Here is a 17,535-nt window from a genome sequence, read left to right as displayed (position 1 = left end):
AATGGTAAATGCTCAATTTAACGTTTTACCATTTTTCTTTCCCTAAGTTAATATTTCGGACAAGTCTAATGATTGGTTACTGATAGTCTTGCCTGCGCTACGGAGCCTGCGACTTGCTGCCTCAGCCTCATCTAATGACAGTTGCTCTGTCTCCAAACCTTGAGCATGAGCGCGAGTTAGGAACACTTCTTGATTTTTCTCCTGGCGATAAACCAGAATGGTTGTAATGTCTCTGGGATCAAATCTTAAATTGACAGTTTCCCCAGCATCACCTGCCAAATATTCCCCCCGATACATTAAATTTTGAAACTGTAAATATCCTCCTCTTTGCACTGTACGCCGTGACTGCTTCATCAGGCAGATATCCAAATCTCTATCTGCCATTGGCTCTGGTACTGTGGGTAGTCCAGCTTCCCAACGCTCAAAGCGAGTCTGATCCCCCATTCGCGCATCAATACTTTGGTTGTAGCGGTCAACAATATAGCGAACTAGTAACTGTTCTAGTTCCCGTAAGGTGAGTTTTGCATCCTTCTCTGCATCTTCTGGGCGTTCCTGCAAATTAGATCCGGTGTACCCTGGAAGCGTTGAAAACAGTTGGTCATTCAATGTCTTAAAAGGACGCTCAACTACTCCACCTTCACTGGGGCGATCGCGTAAATGACAAATAAACCCCAATTGCGCCCCGATTTGACTTAAATGGTTTGAACGAAAATCTTTACCCGCATCAGTATAAAAATGTTCTGGCTTACCGTAAGTTCCCCATTCGCAGTGCAGTTTGTACTCTGCACCGTATTTTTTGGGCAAAATCGCATGGCGTAATGCTAAAGCTACTACAACTGAACTAGGCGCATCAAAGCCCAAATTAATACCCATGATGCAACGAGAATAAGTATCAATTACAGTTGTTAGCCAGGGACGACTTAGAAGTTCACCATGCTGATCTACTAGCAAAACATCTACACGAGTATGGTCACATTGCCAGACATGGTTGCTGTAGTCGACTGATAAATCTTGTCCTTCAAGAGTTTTAACGGAAAGTGTTGTCCCCCGCCAACCAGGGCTGCGGATACTCTTAGTTTTTTCTTTTTGTTCCAATATGGGAGCTAATACCCTTAAAACTGTTCTGTAATTAGGAGGCTTGGAGTCACCTAGTTCACGCGCTTTAGCTTGAACTCTCAGGGCAACTTGTTTGGGAGTCATGCGTTTACTACCCTTGCTACCTTCCTTATAAGTTTTGATGATGAAGTTTTCCCAAAACTCACCAATTCGATGTTTTCCTTTATCAGCCCTACCTGTCTGAGTGAATCCGACTAAGCCATCCTCTTCCCATTTTTTTACTAAACGCTGCACCGTTCGCACTGTCACACCCAGTTTTTCCGCAGTTTCCTTCAACTTCTGCCCGTAAGTTGTGCGATCGCAAGGCTCAAGTAAAGTTTGGATCACCTCTAGCTTGAGTTGGGCTTCCTCTGAGAGTTCTGTAACAATCACATTAGTCTCAGGAGATGTGTTGCTCTCTTGTGATAGAACGTCCGCAGCATTTACAGATGTATGAACAGTAAAGTCAGACATAATATTTCTGTTCATGAATTAAAAGTAATTTATAAATACATAATGTTATTCTATGGATTAGGAAAACGACAGTCAATTTGTCATTATGAAAATATACAAAGCCTTTTTTCTAAATTCTGAAGCGTCAGTTAATTTGTCATTTTTACAGAAAGCGACATTTATTTAGTCACTACCGAGAAATAATGTAATACCTTTTAAATAGCTAAAACTCTTGCTGTACAAGCATTTAATAAATGACACTAATTTGTCACAACGACATTTAATTTGTCACTGTACATATTTATCACAGATAAGACATAATTAGTCGCTTTTTGGCGTTTAATTTAAAGATACTATATTCTGCTTTTGAGTTTCCGCTATTGAAATTCTGGCGTTGCATAATTACGGGATGATTGATCTCACGCAGAGGCGCAGAAAAGCAGAGAGAATAACGAGTTAAAAATTTCAATACATCAAAATTCATCCCCTGATTCAGCAATACTGAAATTCTTAATCTCTGGGAACTAAGAATTTTAAACAATATGGAGAATCAGCAACTCAATCATCTGTTTCCTGCTACACTACATCCACTTGCAGACTTTATTGACAGCAACGTTGCTTTAAACTCTTCATTTATAAGCTACTCCTACGAAGGGCGTTGTCCGCACACAGGGGAACTGCTGAGATTACCCCGCACTATTTTAGTAGAAGCGATCGCAGTTAGTTTAATGAAACACCTCGCCAGTGATGAGGGTTATGCCTGTGAGGGTAAAATGTATGGCGTATTGTTGGTAGAACTACCTTCGGGTGAACAACGCATTATCAAGGCTTTTTCTGGATTATTGAATAGTCAAAGTTTGGTAGCAGGCTGGGTTCCCCCTATTCCAGGGCGAGAGAATGTCGCTGTTGAAGAAGTGCAAACTTTAGCTCAACTAGAAGCGATTAAACAAGAACTCATCAGCTTACAGCAATTACCCGAACGACAGCAGTATGAAATTCTTGCGGTTGAGTTTCAGCAAAAATTACAAGCAATGAGCGCTCGCCATAACCAGCAAAAAAATCAACGCCAAGAACAACGCCGACTACTTTGCGAAACTCTGACTGGGGAAGCACTCAGTTCTACTCTTGCACAGCTTGATGAAGCTAGCCGTCGAGAAGGAATTGAGCGACGACAATACAAACGTCAACGCGATGCTGTTTTAAAGCCGCTACAGCACATTATTGCAAAAGCAGATGCGAGAATACAGGAATTGAAGCAAGAGCGTAAAGCTTTGTCACGTCATCTCCAAGCACAGATGCACGCTGCTTATTCTTTGATGAATTTTTTTGGGCAATCTTTATCATTACAACAATTGATGCCAAATGGTTTACCAACGGGTACAGGTGATTGTTGCGCCCCAAAGTTGCTACATTATGCAGCTACACACCACCTCAAACCCCTAGCAATGGCTGAATTTTGGTGGGGAGCATCTTCAGGCGATAAAGTGCAAGGTGAATTTTATGGGGCTTGTGTAGAACGCTGTCAGCCGTTGATGGGGTTTTTGTTGTCGGGGATAGGACAAGGAATTGAGCAAGAGGCGATTATTTATCAAGATGAATGGTTAATTGCTGTGGATAAACCTGCTGGATTGCTTTCGGTTCCAGGTAGATATCACAAAACCCAAGATAGTGTGCTGAGTCGTTTGCGCTGTGGGTTAGGTGATAGTGAGTTGATGGCTGTGCATCGGTTAGATCAAGATACTTCTGGCATTTTATTAATAGCACGCGATCGCCAAACCTACAAACAACTCAGTCAGCAATTTCAACAGCGACAAGTCAATAAAATATATGAAGCGATACTTGCTGGATTTATGACAACTAAGGAAGGTTTAATTGAACTGCCACTTTGGGGTGATCCCGAAAATCGCCCTTACCAACAAGTGAATTGGCAGTATGGTAAACCAAGCTTGACGCGTTTTCGGGTGATTTCTCCAGAAGGAAACTACACCCGTGTAGAATTTACGCCGCTAACAGGACGTACTCATCAATTAAGAGTTCATGCAGCAGTAGGTTTAGGTATAGTTATTTTAGGCGATCGCCTTTATGGATGTTGTGCTAATGTCAGCCGTTTACACCTTCATGCTAGAGAACTAATTTTTCCACATCCTTATTTAGCAAAAGCTCTGCATTTACAAACAAAAACGCCTTTTTAATTGCCGGAAATGAGTTAACAAAAATTGATTTTATTATTTGAATATCCCTGGTAATTAAGTAGCAAAGAGTTCACAAAATAAAAAAATTTGCCCGCGTGAATGACAGTAGTAGGAATATTTTTACTTCTGCCTTCTGCGGTTTACCTCTTGCTATACCAGGGATAATTGGAATAGGTCAATACCAGCAGAACAAGCGTCGCGTAAAGACTAAAGTGTCCAGATAAGCAAACAAAGCTAGAGTTTGGCATAATTACCAAATCCAGCCAATATAACTAAAAACTCTGTATTTGATAATTTGTGAGAAGTTTTATTTTTTACTTTTTAAAACTCCTATTTCTTGTTGTATTGGCAAAACATCTAAAATATCAGTTTGGGAACAATATTTTAGGTCTTCATGACAGTCAAGGCGTAATAATCGCTTGCCATGACTAGCATGATGAAGCAATCCCAATAAATTATTTTTCCATTGCGAATAAAGAGCGATCGCACCAATTAATTCATCGTTACCAGCTAATTCATCTGTGGAAATATTGGCTTTTTCTGCCAGACTGTATGCGATCGCTCCTGCACAAACTGTATCCTCTAGGGCAAAACTACCTTCCCAACCAGAACCGACAATCCAAACTGTTTCAGGTTGCTTTTCTAGAAGATACTGTACGATTGTGGCGCGGTTAATCAAAGCGGCTGCTAGTACGGCGGGGGAATGTTGTACCCGTTGTAAAGCACGAGTGCCATTAGTGGTGCTAATAAACAAACGACGACCTTCCACTAGCTCTGGTGTACAGTCTAGGGGAGAGTTACCAAGTTCAAAGCCACTAACTCTAGCACCGCCGCGTTCTCCGGCTCGTAACCGTTTTTCGGCTGGCCATTGTTCGCTAGTCTCCATGAGTTTGTCTAAATCGCTAAAGACTTGCACCGCTTCGCCGCCAGCCGCTAAGACTGTGGCAATTGTGCTAGTTGCTCGCAAGACATCGACTGCGATCGCGCAGTCAGGAGCTTCATCCGTCGGAGTTAATTCCGGAGTGTGGTATACAAATAGCTTCACGCGCTGGATACACCTGCTCTAAATTCTATTGTCGAGATACATTCTAAATTGTGTGACCAACCAAAGTGACAATTAAAGTAATAGTATTTTCTGGAGGGAATGCCAAGAGTTAGGCCAATGAAGGCAAACAACGGTAATCTAAAAACATAATCGATTTATTTTGTGACTTTGCTGGGTAATGTTTGTTGCTGCATCAAGCAGAACACTGCAAAATCTGAAATACTTGACACTTTTTAGGCAATGTTTCTTGCTATATCAAGAGGGGAATTTTGCATCCAATCCGCCAATTTAACCTCTAGTATCTAAAAAATTGACATGGCTCCTTTACCTGACTACCGCCCCAAACAGCTATCTGTAGGCCCATTAGAAGCAGAAATTTTGAATATTATCTGGGAATTGGGTTCAGCTACAGTCAAAGATGTCCACGATCGCATTCTGGCTGACCCTAACAGAGAATTAGCTTACACTTCTGTAACTACAGTTTTGCGTCGGCTGACCGAAAAAGGATGGCTCGCCTGTGATAAACAAGGTCGAGCTTTTTATTGGCGACCTTTGTTGAGTAAGCAACAAGCACAGGTAATCAAGGCTCACGATCAGTTACAGCGATTTTTAGCGGTAGGTAATCCAGATGTAGTGGCGGCCTTTGCCGATAGTCTGGATGAAACTACTAGCAAACAAATAGAAGCGATCGCTAAACGCATTCAAGCCGCACGCCAAGCCAGGGAGGAATAATAAATGCATCTAGTGATGATTTTGACTGCTTTGGCCGTCTCGTGGATATTAAGATGTGCTGAGATTACTACCCAAGGCAATTGGAACACGCGGTGGCGGCGATCGCTATTTTTATTTCTGTTTCCGCCTTTGCTAATTTTTATGACGGCGATCGCCGTTTTGTGCATGGGGCCACAAGGCAGAATGGGTGGAACCTATACAGGCTGGTTTAGCTATGATTTAGCATTCATCAGTTTGGGATTTTTTGCCTTTTTATGTATTAAACTGGCTATTCAAGGTTGGCAGTCTGTAAAATCGGCGCGCCACTCGCCCTTGGTCAATCTTGATGGTCAACCCGTCAGGTTGCTCAACACACCAGCACTCTTCGCCGGACAAATTGGTTTTTGGCAACCCGAATTAGTAGTGAGTGCAGGACTACTGCAAACTCTTTCACCTGCTCATGTAGAAAGCGTCTTAGCACACGAACAAGGGCATCACCATTACCGAGATACATTTTGGTTTTTCTGGCTGGGTTGGGTGCGTTCCTGCACCGCTTGGTTGCCGAATACAAATGCTTTATGGCAAGAATTGTTAGTGTTACGCGAACTACGCGCAGACAGTTACGCTGCATCTTATGTAGATCCATTGATACTAGCAGAATCTTTGCTGTTGGTTGTTAGCCAAACTTCTGTATTACCAGAATCTGAAATTTGCTGTGCGGCTTTAGGTGATAGTGTAGGCGATCGCTTAGAACAAAGAATTAATGCTTTATTAGCACCACCAGAACCAACAGCCACAATCAAATGGCAATCTTGGCATGGTTTTCTGTTAGCGTTTATACCATTGTTAACAGTGTTATTCCACACTTAAAATTGACGTTTGACCAAGCCCAGTTGGGACGGGGTGTAGGGAAGAGACAGCAGCAAAAACCGCGCGCGATACAAGCCCCGTCTAATGCTGTTTTCACTACACCCTATTGTTGACAATTTAGGAGTGTGGTTATATTGCTAGCGATATAGCCAATTGCTAAAGGTGACTTATCCTTTAACAATAACAGTATGTCTTGAAGAGCTTGTGGCAGAAACGCACCATACATCCGCCACAGCTTTTCTTGCAGTTGATACAAAATGCGATCGCCGATAATATCATCACTACCAGGACGGAGTAACCAATGAGTTCGGAGTATTTTGAAATGACGAATCTCATAACTCTCGGCTACCTGATGAATTTCTTGAGCCGCATTTTCTACTAACTCATCAGTGACTACTTTCATCACCATTGGTTGCAACGTGAAAGCCACTTCGCTGCTACTCACCCATTTTTCTAAAAGCGCTCGCCTTTCTAGAGCTAAAATTCCGGCTAAAACCATCGAGGGATCAACAGATATCAGCAGATGAGTTTGTAATCGGCAGAAAGTTACAGGTTCTTGCCAAATTGCTAACCAGTAAACAATATCTTGTTCTAAATCAGAAAGTTGCTCAAATTGCTGTTTGAGGATAATTTGTAAGCGATCGCTAATCACTAAAGTATGCTGATTGATAAATGCAGCAACATTGCCCCCAAAAACAGATTGAATCAATGGAGTCACAAGTTTTAAGGCTAATGGATTGCCGCGATAAAGTTGAATTAAATTTGGCAGTCCTAATTCTTTCCCTGTGAATCCTCGAGATTGTAGTAGTTCTAAAGCGGCTAGGTTTGATAATCCTTTTAATTGCCAACAATTAGCTGTTTTTGACTGAATTTCGCTAAATTTTGGTTGTTCGCGGCTAGTAATAAAAACACAACTTTTATGATGACGGCTTAATTGATGAAAAAATCGATTATATTCTGATGTTAACTCAACAGTATCTAGCCCATCTAATATCAATAAACAACGACGTTGCTGCAAATGATGTATGAGCTTTGCTGTCCCTTTGTTAACTTCATTAACAACAGTTTGCTCAAAGATGTTCAGTAAATTTTCAAGCAGAGAAATCAAAGAAGGTGCAGTATAAAGCGATCGCCAAATTAAACAATCAAATTGTGTCTGAATGCGGTCAGCCAGAGCAAGTAAAAGAGCAGTTTTTCCAATACCAGCAATGCCTACAATGGTTATTAGTTTATAGCGATCGCTAATTATCCATTCCTCTAACTGCTCTAATTCCAGATTTCGCCCAAAAAAACTTTCGACATCAGGAGCTTCATACCAATCAAGATAGGGTTTAGATGGTTCTAAAATAATTTCTGAATCTGCATCAGAGATATCTGCAATGCTTTGCCAATCTTGAATGCCAACAGCCTGACAAATAGCAATAAAAATTTCGTGCTGGATGCGATCGCCTTGCCAAAATCGCCGTAAAGTAGCCCTAGAAGTATGAGCATCCTGCCACCAACGCGCCGTGCTGGTTTTCGTCCACCCAAGACGCTTTCTTGCCTTCTCTACAATTGCCAGTCCAGTTGTTGATGCTTTAAGCGAGTTTGACATAAATATACATATATTAAATGAGCAGATCGTCTCTATTTTGGCTTAACAGAACTTTCTGCCCGTATCAATAAATAGAATAGTGATGTAGAGATAAATTCAGCCATGAGCATCTTTATTCCTGATGAAATTTTAGCTGCAACCCGTATGACTAACGCTGAACTGAAACAAGAAATTGCAGTTATGTTGTTTGAGAAAGAAAAACTTACCCTTGCTCAAGCCAGTCGTTTAGCACAGATGAACCGTATTGCGTTTCAACATCTACTTGCCAGTCGGCAAATTCCAGTTCACTATGGTGTGGATGATTTTGAACAAGACATCAAAAACTTGCAGGAGATGGGCAGGTTGTGATTATTGTTAGCGATACCTCTCCTATCAACAATCTTGCAGCCATCAATCACCTTAATCTACTACAGCACCTTTACGGTACTGTGATTATTCCAGAAGCAGTTTATCAAGAACTAACTGATCCTGAATTTCCTGTGGCAGGTGCAACTGAAGTACAAACCTTTGATTGGATTCAAATTATTCAAGTGGGCGATCGCACGGTTGTGGAAGCACTGGCAAATGACTTAGATAAAGGTGAAGCTGAAGCAATTGCTCTGGCACTAGAAATCAAGGCTGATCAACTTCTGATTGATGAACGTCGTGGTCGTTTGATTGCTGGCAGACTACAACTCCGATATGTGGGGATTTTAGGCATTTTAGCGGAAGCGAAAAATCGAGGACTAATTTTGACAGTCAAACCTTTAATGGATGCTTTGCGTAATCAAGCAGGGTTTTGGATTGATGCAGCTTTATACAATCGAGTTTTACAGCTGGTTGGTGAGGATAACTAGGCCGCTTCCCAAGCACCAATGTATGATTTAAACTACGCGTTCACTCTGCATCAATTCCGTCCCACATCTCACTGATTGGTCTTGTTTGACCAGTTTTCGCTTGCTGTAAAGCTCTTCTCAGGCTGGCTTTAATTTCTTCAACTGGTGTATCATCTGGGTCAAACTCTTCTGTTTCCACTTGTTCTGGAATTAACACAATCACCCGTACTTGATCAGGGTAAGTTGTTCCCTGAATTGGCTCATCTAAAATTAAATTTCCTTGAGCATCAATCTTTCCAGTTACTTCAATCGCCTTCATCTTTGCTCTACCAGATTTTGTCAAAGATCCTAACACGCCCAAATGTCAGGCAAGCACATCATTACAACTGTCTGATAGATAATAGTGCGATCGCTAAATTTACTTTAATTTTATTCAGGCTTCAGTCGGTGGATGCCAGCCAGCAGAAACCCACGCTTGTCTCACTGTGACTGCATAGGGATTGTTCAGTGGTAAAGCCAAGACAGTTGCACGACCGCAGGGAGTTAGACCTGTAATCTGAGTACCATTCTTTGTCCAGGTGAAATGATCAAACCATTTTTGTTGACGAGGATTGAAAAGTTTTACTTTATGATTCGTTACAGGATCTCTAGCATCGGTCTGGATACCTTTGTAAGAATTGCATAATCGACAAGCAAGCCATAAATTTTCCTCATCATCACTACCGCCCACTGCTTTAGGAATTATGTGTTCGATTTCTAGAATTCCTAGAACATACTTTTGCAGACTAAGACAGTACCCACATTGATTATTTGCCTGTGTGCGAATTCGCGCCCTAATCTCTTCTGAAATTTGGCTCATTAGCTTAAAGGTTGAATCAGCCCACGTTTGACAGCTTCATTGAGCGCAGTTGCTTTCCTTAAGAGTCCTTCTTGATAAATCTGCATCAAGGCTTTTAACTCTGAAAGTTCATTTTCTGTCATAGTCCCGGCTTGTTGGCGATCAAGCAGTTCACTTAAGCGTGAATCCTGTTCCGGTTCCATGTGCAGTTCCGTCAACGCTAGAACTTGTTCATTGGAGAGAACTGAAACAGAGTCTAGGTTGTTAATTTCTGTACTCACCACTGGAATTGAGAGTTGAATTGTATCTGCCAAAATACTTGCAATATCCCGATTTGCCAGTCGTGCAAAGCGTTCAGCACGTTGATAAATTTCGTCAGGCAATGTAATAGTGATTTTGGTACTCATAAGTCTGAGATGGATATTCTTATTTAATTTTTACCTGCGATCGCTGTTTTATTCTCAAGACTGAATGCGATCGCTTTCATCTTTGCTCTACCAGATTCTGCAAAATATCCTAACACGCCCAAATGTAGGCCAAGCAAATGATTACAACTGTTTGATAGATACGGTGCGAGCGTTCATCGCCTTGCCAAAATCGCCGTAAAGTAAGTAGCCCTAGATATATGATTTAACAATTGCCGCTTATCGGCTAGGAAAACGTGAAATCTCACAGTGAACCCATCACTGAGCATCAACTGAACACAAAACTGAGCATATCTACCAAATAAACACGCCTACGCTAGAGACATAACATAAAAGCGTGAGGTAACAGATATGACTCAAACTATAGAACACCAAACTGGTGGCTTGTACGTCCAAACACCTGAAAAACAGCAAATAGCTTTCCCCCTCAAGCACACAGAAGTACAAGCCAAAATTGCCGGAAATATCTCGCGGGTGGAAGTTACCCAAAGTTTTGAAAATCCATTCACAACTACACTAGAAGCTGTCTACATCTTTCCGTTACCTGATGAGGCGGCTGTTGATGATATGCTGATTCGGATTGGTGACAAAACTATCAAAGGCAGTATCAAAAAACGCCAAGAAGCACAGCAAATATACGAACGAGCCAAGCAACAAGGACGTACTGCCGGACTTTTAGAACAGGAAAGAGACAATATTTTTACTCAATCCCTTGCCAATATTCAACCGGGTGAGCAAATTGATGTGATTATTTGCTACTCTGATAGTCTGAAATTTGCAGAGGGGAATTACGAGTTTGTTTTCCCGATGGTTGTAGGGCCGCGTTACATTCCAGGGATACCAATTGAGGAAAATGCAGGCGTTGTTGGTTCGGCATCTGCACCGATGATGCAAAATCAAGATACTGATTTAGTTCCAGATGCTTCGCGGTTAAATGCACCTATTCTGCCATCGGGTACGCGATCGCCCCATGATATTAATGTGACAATAGAAATTGATGCGGGAGTTGAAATTCAAGATGTACGATCGCCTTCTCATCAAATTCATCTTACCCATATAGGACAACGAGTGCAGGTAAAACTTGCCAGCGCAGACACAATTCCTAACAAAGATTTGATTTTACGCTATCAAGTGGCAGGCGATCGCACCCAATCCACCATACTCACCCAAACCGATGAACGCGGGGGACACTTTGCACTTTATCTAATTCCTGCACTCCAATACCGTCGGGATCAAGTTGTTCCCAAAGATGTGGTGTTTCTCATCGATACTTCTGGTTCACAGATGGGTGCGCCTTTGATGCAGTGTCAGGAATTGATGCGCCGCTTTATCAAGGGACTCAACCCTGATGATACTTTCAGTATTATTGATTTTTCTGATACAACTCGGCAATTATCGCCTGTTCCCCTCGCTAATAATTTCCACAATCGCACACAAGCCATCAATTACGTTAATCATTTGCGTGCGAATGGTGGAACGGAAATGTTACACGGAATTCGCACCGTTTTGAATTTCCCAGTCACAGATCCCGGACGTTTGCGGAGTATTGTACTGCTGACTGATGGCTATATCGGCAATGAAAATCAAATTCTCTCCGCAGTGCAACAACATCTGCAACCCGGAAACCGCCTCTATAGTTTTGGTGCAGGGAGTTCTGTCAACCGCTTTTTACTCAACCGCATCGCAGAATTAGGACGGGGTATTTCTCGCATTATTCGCCATGACGAACCAACCGATGAAGTCGTAGATAAATTCTTCCGTCAGATTAATAATCCTGTTCTCGCTAACATTAATTGGCAATGGGAAGGTGAAGGAGAACCGCCAATTATCTATCCTCATACACCACCAGATTTATTTGCTGAACAGCCGTTAGTATTATTTGGCAAGAAACCAGATGCGTGTGCGGGAAGACTGCACATCACTGGAATTACGGCGGGTGGTACACGCTACCAGCATACTTTTAACCTGAACTTTGAGGAAATGGGAAACCCCGCCATTGCTCAACTGTGGGGACGTTCTCGCATCAAAGATTTGATGAATCAGATGGTGAGCGGAGAAACTAAATTAGGTGTAGAAGCAGTTACAGATACAGCTTTGACTTATCAACTTTTGTCGCAATATACAGCTTTTGTGGCGGTAAGTGATGATGTACGAGTTGATTCACATCAGGCTTCAGTTTCGGTGCAAGTACCTGTAGAAATGGCTGAAGGTATCAGTTATCAAGGTATTTTTGGGAGTGCTATTAATCCTGCTCCCGTAGTAAGAGCAATATCTACTCCACCTGAGTTTTTGCAACGTAGGCGAGGAGTAGAATCTCCAGGCGCACAGGAAGCTGAGAGTAGTTTCGATGATCTATCTTTATCAATGGAACTAAGTGCGGAATCGGAAAATGAATTCTCATTGTATGACCTTGATTACCGTTTTAGCGAACCACCACCGCCGCCGAAATCTCGACAACGAAATTACCGTAGTTGGAATGAAGATTTTGAGGATGTAAACTCAGAAGAAGCAGAAAAATATTTAGAGGAATTTAATCCTGTTAAGCATCTAAAGGTAGTAAGTGTGATTGGATTAAATCAGCAAATGATGGCTCTTTTGACGCAGTATTTACAATCTATCCAGTTACCTACAGGTTTCAGTGGCGATTTAGTGTTTGAATTGCTAATAAATAAGACCAGAGTTAATCAAGTATTACTGGATGAGCAAGCTTCATCTCTCAAAGAACAGACTGTAATTGATATTATCAGGCGATCGCTGATCTCTTGGCGACCTCCAAAAATGCGCTCAACTACAGTTTCACTGACAATTAGGGTGCAATCTTAATATCAATTTATACCGGGGTTATCCCGGTTTTTTTGTGCCAAGCGATCGCAATTATTCTACACATCTACAATTAGTAGATAAAGTTTTTAGATGCCTAGAAACTTGATAAAAATTGGATGATACAAAATATTTTTTTGTTGATATTAGTCTTTATTTAATGGTAAAGTCTGAGGCTGGTTATCAGGCAATGGCTTTTCTTGTCTTTCGATTTTTTCTGTACGAATTTTCAGCAATGTATCTGCTAGACTTCTTTCTAGAGATAGATTTTGAATCTCTGTTTCTAATTTTTCTCTTCCCTCTACAAAAAATTTATCATCTCTAGGATGCAGTACACCATTAAGTACTGGTGCAGGAGGAAGCTGTTGAGCTAAAACCGGACTAGTAATCAATAGCCCTAAGCTCAAAGTTGTAGCTTGCAAACAATTAGATAAAATATTTTTCACAATTAGGCCACCAGTATGACAGTTAAATTTTGGTTTAATCAGCCTATAACGATTCTAGCGAATTTAGAAATTAGTGCTGTTAATTTAACTACAAAGGTATACTATTTTAAATCTTTTAAGACTTTTGCCAAATACTGATATTGCTCAAGTGTGTTGTAAATTTGGGCAGAAATTCTTACTAGCAAGCGAGGCGATTCTTGCCAGGGAACAACTTGCACTTGAATGTCAAAATTATCAAACAATTCATCATGCAATGCTATATAACTGTATCTTTCTAAACTTGCAGGCATAGGTACAACAGCCATTGAACCAATCATTTCTTCAGGACAAGGTGACTGTATATTGAGTGCTTCACAAAGTATCTTTCTACCTTCTAAAACTAGTTGATGGTTACGCTGGCGTAATTCCGTCCACCCACCAGGTAACAACGAACCCATAAAAGCGATCGCTTCCGGTACGCACATATACGCGGTAGGATCATCTGAACCTATCCAGTCAAATTCCAATTGAAAGCGGCTTTTATCTGTGCGCGGTGAATTAGCACCGTGACTAATTGTTAAAGGATGTATTTGGGAATGTTTATCCCGTCGCACATACAAAAATGCGGCTCCTTTAGGTGCTGATACCCATTTATGGCAATTTCCGGTATAGTAAGTTGCACCAATCTCTGGCATATTCAAATCAACCATCCCAGGTGCATGAGCGCCATCGACCAATGTCTCTACATCCCGCGCCTGCAATTCCTGTACCAACTGTTGAATAGGAAATATTAAACCTGTTTGGCTAGTAACATGATCTAATAATGCTAATCGTGTTTTAGGTGAAACTTTGCTGATAACTGCTGCAATCACCTGCTGTGGCGACTCTATCGGAAAAGGAACCTGTGCCACAACTACTCGCGCGCCAGTCCGACTAGCGATAAAGTTTAACGCATTACGACAAGCATTATATTCATGATTGGTAGTCAGAATTTCATCATCTGGTGCAAAGTGCAGAGAACGCAACACTGAATTAACACCAGTTGTCGCATTCGGGACAAATACTAAATCTTGGACATCAGCATTGATAAAAGCTGCTAACTTGCTTCTGGCATTATCTATCAGTGGTTCCCATTTTCTGCCAAAAAAGTTTACTGGGTCTTGCTCTAACTGCGATCGCAAATTTTGTTGCACCGCCAATACAGCCTTCGGACAAGCACCAAAAGAACCATGATTAAGAAAAACTACATTGCTATCCAGTGACCATAGCTCTTGATAAGATGATGATTGAAGTTTGAAATCTAACTTTTCATCCTTCATACTTCATCCTTCATAGTTTTTCAAACTCCCCAGGCTGGATTCGAACCAGCGACCAATCGATTAACAGTCGATCGCTCTACCGCTGAGCTACTGAGGAACGCTGTCGCTCACAATTTCTAATAGTAGCGTAGTAACTCAAAAATTGCAAGTAGTTTCGCTAACTTTTTTTGTTGATATTTGATTTTTGAGAATGTTGCAACCAAAAACCCCCTCTGGAGGCAGATTAGAGACTTTTGGATGCTAATAGCTACTGTAATCCCATACGCAATGCCACCAACTTCTGGCGCGCTTGATCATCAATAGCACTAGCCAAAAATCTACTATTTGGTTTTTTGCGGGTTTGATATTTTTGCCGGACTCGACAAACTGTAGTTTCTACAGCACTGCACAGTTGTTGCGCTGATAACCATTCAGCCCCATACCCCTGTACCACCAACTGTTGCGCTCTGTCTGAGGTTGCCACTATCATCCGCGAAATGCGAGATGTGGTAATGTGCGATCGCAAAGAGGCGCAAATTTTTTCGATGTAAGTATCTGCCGTTTGTCCAAAATCAGTGTAATGAACTGAGACAAGCTCTGTAATAGTTTCCTGATTACAAGACGAATTCTGATATTGGGCATCGAAAACGATTTGAGTTTCATAACCTTGAAACGCACTGTAACCAATCATCGCTTCGACCAGTTCCCAGCGTGCCGCCTCTAAGCCAGCACTATCACGAGTTTTTTTCAGACAAGGCCAAGCGCCTATTATGTTGTAGCCGTCTACCAAGAGAACGGCTGGGGCTGAGGTACGGGGCATGGTTTTTAATCACAATTTAAGAGAGTTAACACAATCCATTCATAACTTTTATAGTAATTGAAGCATTGCCTGTAACACTATGTTACAAATGACCTAAAAATGCGAAGAGATTGCAAATTTTAGCTAAAAAACCCCTCAATTAAGAAGCAAAAGTGCAGAGAGTAGCGGGTAGAATGGAGACTTTACCAATCAATTTATCGGCTGTAAACTCTTGCTGCACAAGCGTTATCAATTTTAAGTAGTTGCTATAAATTTTTCGTGCCAAAGATAAACGCGCCATTAATGGCGCGTCTAAGATGTTAGTAATTATTGATTAATTAGCTTTATAGCAGTTACCAGATAGTAGGGAATAGGGAATGATTACACCCGTTCCCTATTTCCTAATCGATGATTTAGGTGACTTCATTATCTGCTGTCATCAATCTTTGTTTGAGGCGTTGTGGTTCACCCCAATCAACTAAAGAGCCTTTTTCTAGCAAAAAAGCCCCATCACAGTAATTCAACTCATCTAAACGATGCGTCACCCACAAAGCTGTTATACCGCGACTTTTAACTAGGCGGTGGACACCAGCAACTAAATCTAGTTGACTATCTGGGTCGAGTAAAGCTGTGGGTTCATCTAATAATAAAATTTCACAGTGACGAGCAATTGCACCTGCAATTGCCACACGCTGTTTTTGTCCCCCACTCAAAGCATATATAGGACGCAATTGCAAAGACAGCAAATTGACGGCCCCTAAAGCTTCCTCAACTCTTGCCCTCACCACAGCAGGTGGTAGTTTTTCTTCCACCAGCCCAAACGCCACATCTGCACCGACAGTTGGCATAACTAATTGATGATCAGGATTTTGAAAAACAAACCCGACAGGCGGCAAAACCCCAATTTCACCCTTCTGAGGCACTAATAACCCCGCCAACAAGCGCAGTAATGTGGATTTACCACTGCCATTAGTACCCAACAGCATCCAAAATTCACCCTTGGGTACTTCTAAAGAGCAAGATTTGATAGCCGTCTCACCATTAGGCCAACTAAAATTTAAATCTTTAACCTGGATGCCCAGTTCCGCCATTGCTACACCTTAGTTACTCACCAGCTAAGGCAAAAAAGCCAGGTGGTCTGCCACTGCTAGTGCTGACTCCATCTTTCTGAATAATCTGTACTCCAGAAATTTCACTAGCACGGACAGCAATTTTCTTTTCGGTCTTGCCCTCACACTTTAGTTCTACAATATCAGGATTGCCAGAACGGATCGCTGCCAAAATTAGCTGATAGACAGCCTCAGCGTCTTCTGTGGTCTTCCGTTGTACCGATATCGGGAAAGCAGTGTTTCTTACACTTATGTCAATAGTAAACATTTAGCTTTAATCAAACATAGCTGTAGCCATCATTTTAACGTCCAGTGATGAGGGAGTGGGGAATAGGGAGTTGGGAGTGGGGAAAAATGTCTTATTTTCATTGCTTGTAGATAGCGGCATACCTGCCGCCTGGATTAAATGAGAATTTTTTAGAAAATCAAAAAATATCCTCAAACCCTACTCCTGACTTTCTCTTCCCGACTTCCTACGCCCCAAAATATTAAATTTGATTCCAAATCCCCTGGAAAAATTAACGATTTTTACCTAGAATTATTAGAGTCAGTAAAAAATTGTAAATTGGATTGACAACCCAGTTAATTTTCTGCATGAGTCCGACTGTTAAAAGTCAGACAATCGCAGAACAGTACTTATAAGATAATCGGAGTTTTACTCTCATGACCATCGCAGTTGGACGCGCCCCAAGTAGAAGAGGGTGGTTTGACGTACTAGACGACTGGTTAAAACGCGATCGCTTCGTATTCGTAGGTTGGTCAGGAATATTACTATTCCCCTGCGCCTTCCTCGCACTCGGCGGTTGGTTAACCGGCACAACCTTCGTCACATCCTGGTACACCCACGGATTAGCATCATCCTACCTCGAAGGCTGTAACTTCTTGACAGTAGCAGTATCCACCCCAGCCGACAGCATGGGACACTCCCTATTGCTGTTGTGGGGGCCAGAAGCTCAAGGCGACTTCACCCGTTGGTTTCAATTGGGTGGGTTGTGGCCATTCGTAGCCCTACACGGAGCCTTCGGCTTAATCGGCTTCATGCTGCG

General features: G+C 41.8%; 17 protein-coding genes, 1 tRNA gene and 1 pseudogene. 7 read left to right on the top strand and 12 right to left on the bottom strand.

Annotation, left to right across the window (positions count from 1 at the left end; translation table 11 throughout):
* Nucleotides 1–42: 42 nt before the first annotated feature.
* Nucleotides 43–1,584 (bottom strand): Mu transposase C-terminal domain-containing protein, encoded by a 1,542-nt coding sequence (locus H6G69_RS16890; protein ID WP_313951236.1) that lies wholly within the window; start codon nt 1,582–1,584, stop codon nt 43–45.
* A 506-nt stretch (nt 1,585–2,090) separates the two neighbouring features.
* Between H6G69_RS16890 and H6G69_RS16885 the strand changes: the two genes are divergently transcribed.
* A complete protein-coding gene (locus H6G69_RS16885) occupies nt 2,091–3,740 on the top strand; it encodes an RluA family pseudouridine synthase (protein ID WP_190689408.1) in 1,650 nt (549 codons plus the stop codon).
* 307 nt (nt 3,741–4,047) lie between these two features.
* On the opposite strand, the gene H6G69_RS16880 is transcribed toward H6G69_RS16885, so the two are convergent.
* A complete protein-coding gene (locus tag H6G69_RS16880) occupies nt 4,048–4,785 on the bottom strand; it encodes a 2-phosphosulfolactate phosphatase family protein (RefSeq protein WP_190689405.1) in 738 nt (245 codons plus the stop codon).
* A gap of 315 nt (nt 4,786–5,100) precedes the next feature.
* Here H6G69_RS16880 and H6G69_RS16875 point away from each other — a divergent pair, with 315 nt between their 5' ends.
* Nucleotides 5,101–5,517, top strand: coding sequence for a BlaI/MecI/CopY family transcriptional regulator (locus H6G69_RS16875; protein ID WP_190689403.1), 417 nt, complete (start codon nt 5,101–5,103; stop codon nt 5,515–5,517).
* 3 nt (nt 5,518–5,520) lie between these two features.
* On the top strand, nt 5,521–6,366 hold the full coding sequence (locus tag H6G69_RS16870) for a M56 family metallopeptidase (protein WP_190689400.1): 846 nt from the start codon (nt 5,521–5,523) through the stop codon (nt 6,364–6,366).
* Between the two features lie 103 nt (nt 6,367–6,469).
* Here the strand turns inward: H6G69_RS16870 and H6G69_RS16865 are convergent, their stop codons facing one another.
* Nucleotides 6,470–7,960, bottom strand: coding sequence for an NB-ARC domain-containing protein (locus tag H6G69_RS16865; protein WP_190689398.1), 1,491 nt, complete (start codon nt 7,958–7,960; stop codon nt 6,470–6,472).
* 102 nt (nt 7,961–8,062) lie between these two features.
* On the opposite strand from H6G69_RS16865, the gene H6G69_RS16860 reads away from it, so the two are divergent.
* Nucleotides 8,063–8,308, top strand: coding sequence for a UPF0175 family protein (locus H6G69_RS16860; protein ID WP_190689394.1), 246 nt, complete (start codon nt 8,063–8,065; stop codon nt 8,306–8,308).
* Nucleotides 8,305–8,796 (top strand): DUF3368 domain-containing protein, encoded by a 492-nt coding sequence (locus tag H6G69_RS16855; protein WP_190689391.1) that lies wholly within the window; start codon nt 8,305–8,307, stop codon nt 8,794–8,796. The genes H6G69_RS16860 and H6G69_RS16855 overlap by 4 nt, the downstream gene beginning before the upstream one ends.
* A 40-nt stretch (nt 8,797–8,836) precedes the next feature.
* On the opposite strand, the gene H6G69_RS16850 is transcribed toward H6G69_RS16855, so the two are convergent.
* The 3 genes from H6G69_RS16850 to H6G69_RS16840 all read right to left on the bottom strand — a co-directional run bounded on the left by H6G69_RS16850 (nt 8,837) and on the right by H6G69_RS16840 (nt 10,020).
* Nucleotides 8,837–9,094, bottom strand: a complete 258-nt coding sequence (locus H6G69_RS16850) for a hypothetical protein (protein WP_190689389.1) — start codon at nt 9,092–9,094, stop codon at nt 8,837–8,839.
* A 114-nt stretch (nt 9,095–9,208) separates the two neighbouring features.
* Nucleotides 9,209–9,634, bottom strand: coding sequence for an HNH endonuclease (locus H6G69_RS16845; RefSeq protein ID WP_190689386.1), 426 nt, complete (start codon nt 9,632–9,634; stop codon nt 9,209–9,211).
* Nucleotides 9,634–10,020 (bottom strand): hypothetical protein, encoded by a 387-nt coding sequence (locus H6G69_RS16840; protein ID WP_190689384.1) that lies wholly within the window; start codon nt 10,018–10,020, stop codon nt 9,634–9,636. The genes H6G69_RS16845 and H6G69_RS16840 overlap by 1 nt, the downstream gene beginning before the upstream one ends.
* A gap of 369 nt (nt 10,021–10,389) precedes the next feature.
* On the opposite strand from H6G69_RS16840, the gene H6G69_RS16835 reads away from it, so the two are divergent.
* A complete protein-coding gene (locus tag H6G69_RS16835; RefSeq protein WP_190689382.1) occupies nt 10,390–12,861 on the top strand; it encodes a VIT domain-containing protein in 2,472 nt (823 codons plus the stop codon).
* A 143-nt stretch (nt 12,862–13,004) separates the two neighbouring features.
* Here the strand turns inward: H6G69_RS16835 and H6G69_RS16830 are convergent, their stop codons facing one another.
* From H6G69_RS16830 to H6G69_RS16805, 6 genes are all read right to left on the bottom strand, one after another.
* A complete protein-coding gene (locus tag H6G69_RS16830) occupies nt 13,005–13,304 on the bottom strand; it encodes a hypothetical protein (RefSeq protein WP_190689379.1) in 300 nt (99 codons plus the stop codon).
* Between the two features lie 101 nt (nt 13,305–13,405).
* A complete protein-coding gene (locus tag H6G69_RS16825; RefSeq protein WP_190689377.1) occupies nt 13,406–14,602 on the bottom strand; it encodes an aminotransferase class V-fold PLP-dependent enzyme in 1,197 nt (398 codons plus the stop codon).
* Between the two features lie 25 nt (nt 14,603–14,627).
* Nucleotides 14,628–14,699, bottom strand: a tRNA-Asn gene (locus H6G69_RS16820).
* Between the two features lie 150 nt (nt 14,700–14,849).
* Entirely contained in the window at nt 14,850–15,401 is a 552-nt protein-coding gene (locus tag H6G69_RS16815) for an NYN domain-containing protein (protein WP_190689375.1), read from the bottom strand.
* A 392-nt stretch (nt 15,402–15,793) separates the two neighbouring features.
* Entirely contained in the window at nt 15,794–16,471 is a 678-nt protein-coding gene (locus H6G69_RS16810) for an ABC transporter ATP-binding protein (protein WP_190689372.1), read from the bottom strand.
* Nucleotides 16,472–16,484: 13 nt separating this feature from the next.
* Nucleotides 16,485–16,757, bottom strand: a complete 273-nt coding sequence (locus tag H6G69_RS16805) for a hypothetical protein (RefSeq protein WP_190689369.1) — start codon at nt 16,755–16,757, stop codon at nt 16,485–16,487.
* 395 nt (nt 16,758–17,152) lie between these two features.
* Here H6G69_RS16805 and H6G69_RS16800 point away from each other — a divergent pair.
* Nucleotides 17,153–17,535, top strand: a pseudogene (locus tag H6G69_RS16800) (photosystem II D2 protein (photosystem q(a) protein)); the annotation flags it as partial.

This window comes from Nostoc sp. FACHB-110, from assembly GCF_014697425.1.
GTDB lineage: Bacteria > Cyanobacteriota > Cyanobacteriia > Cyanobacteriales > Nostocaceae > Nostoc_B.
The sequence above is the reverse complement of the archived record's forward strand: the minus strand, read 5'-3'. Positions and strand labels throughout refer to the sequence as shown.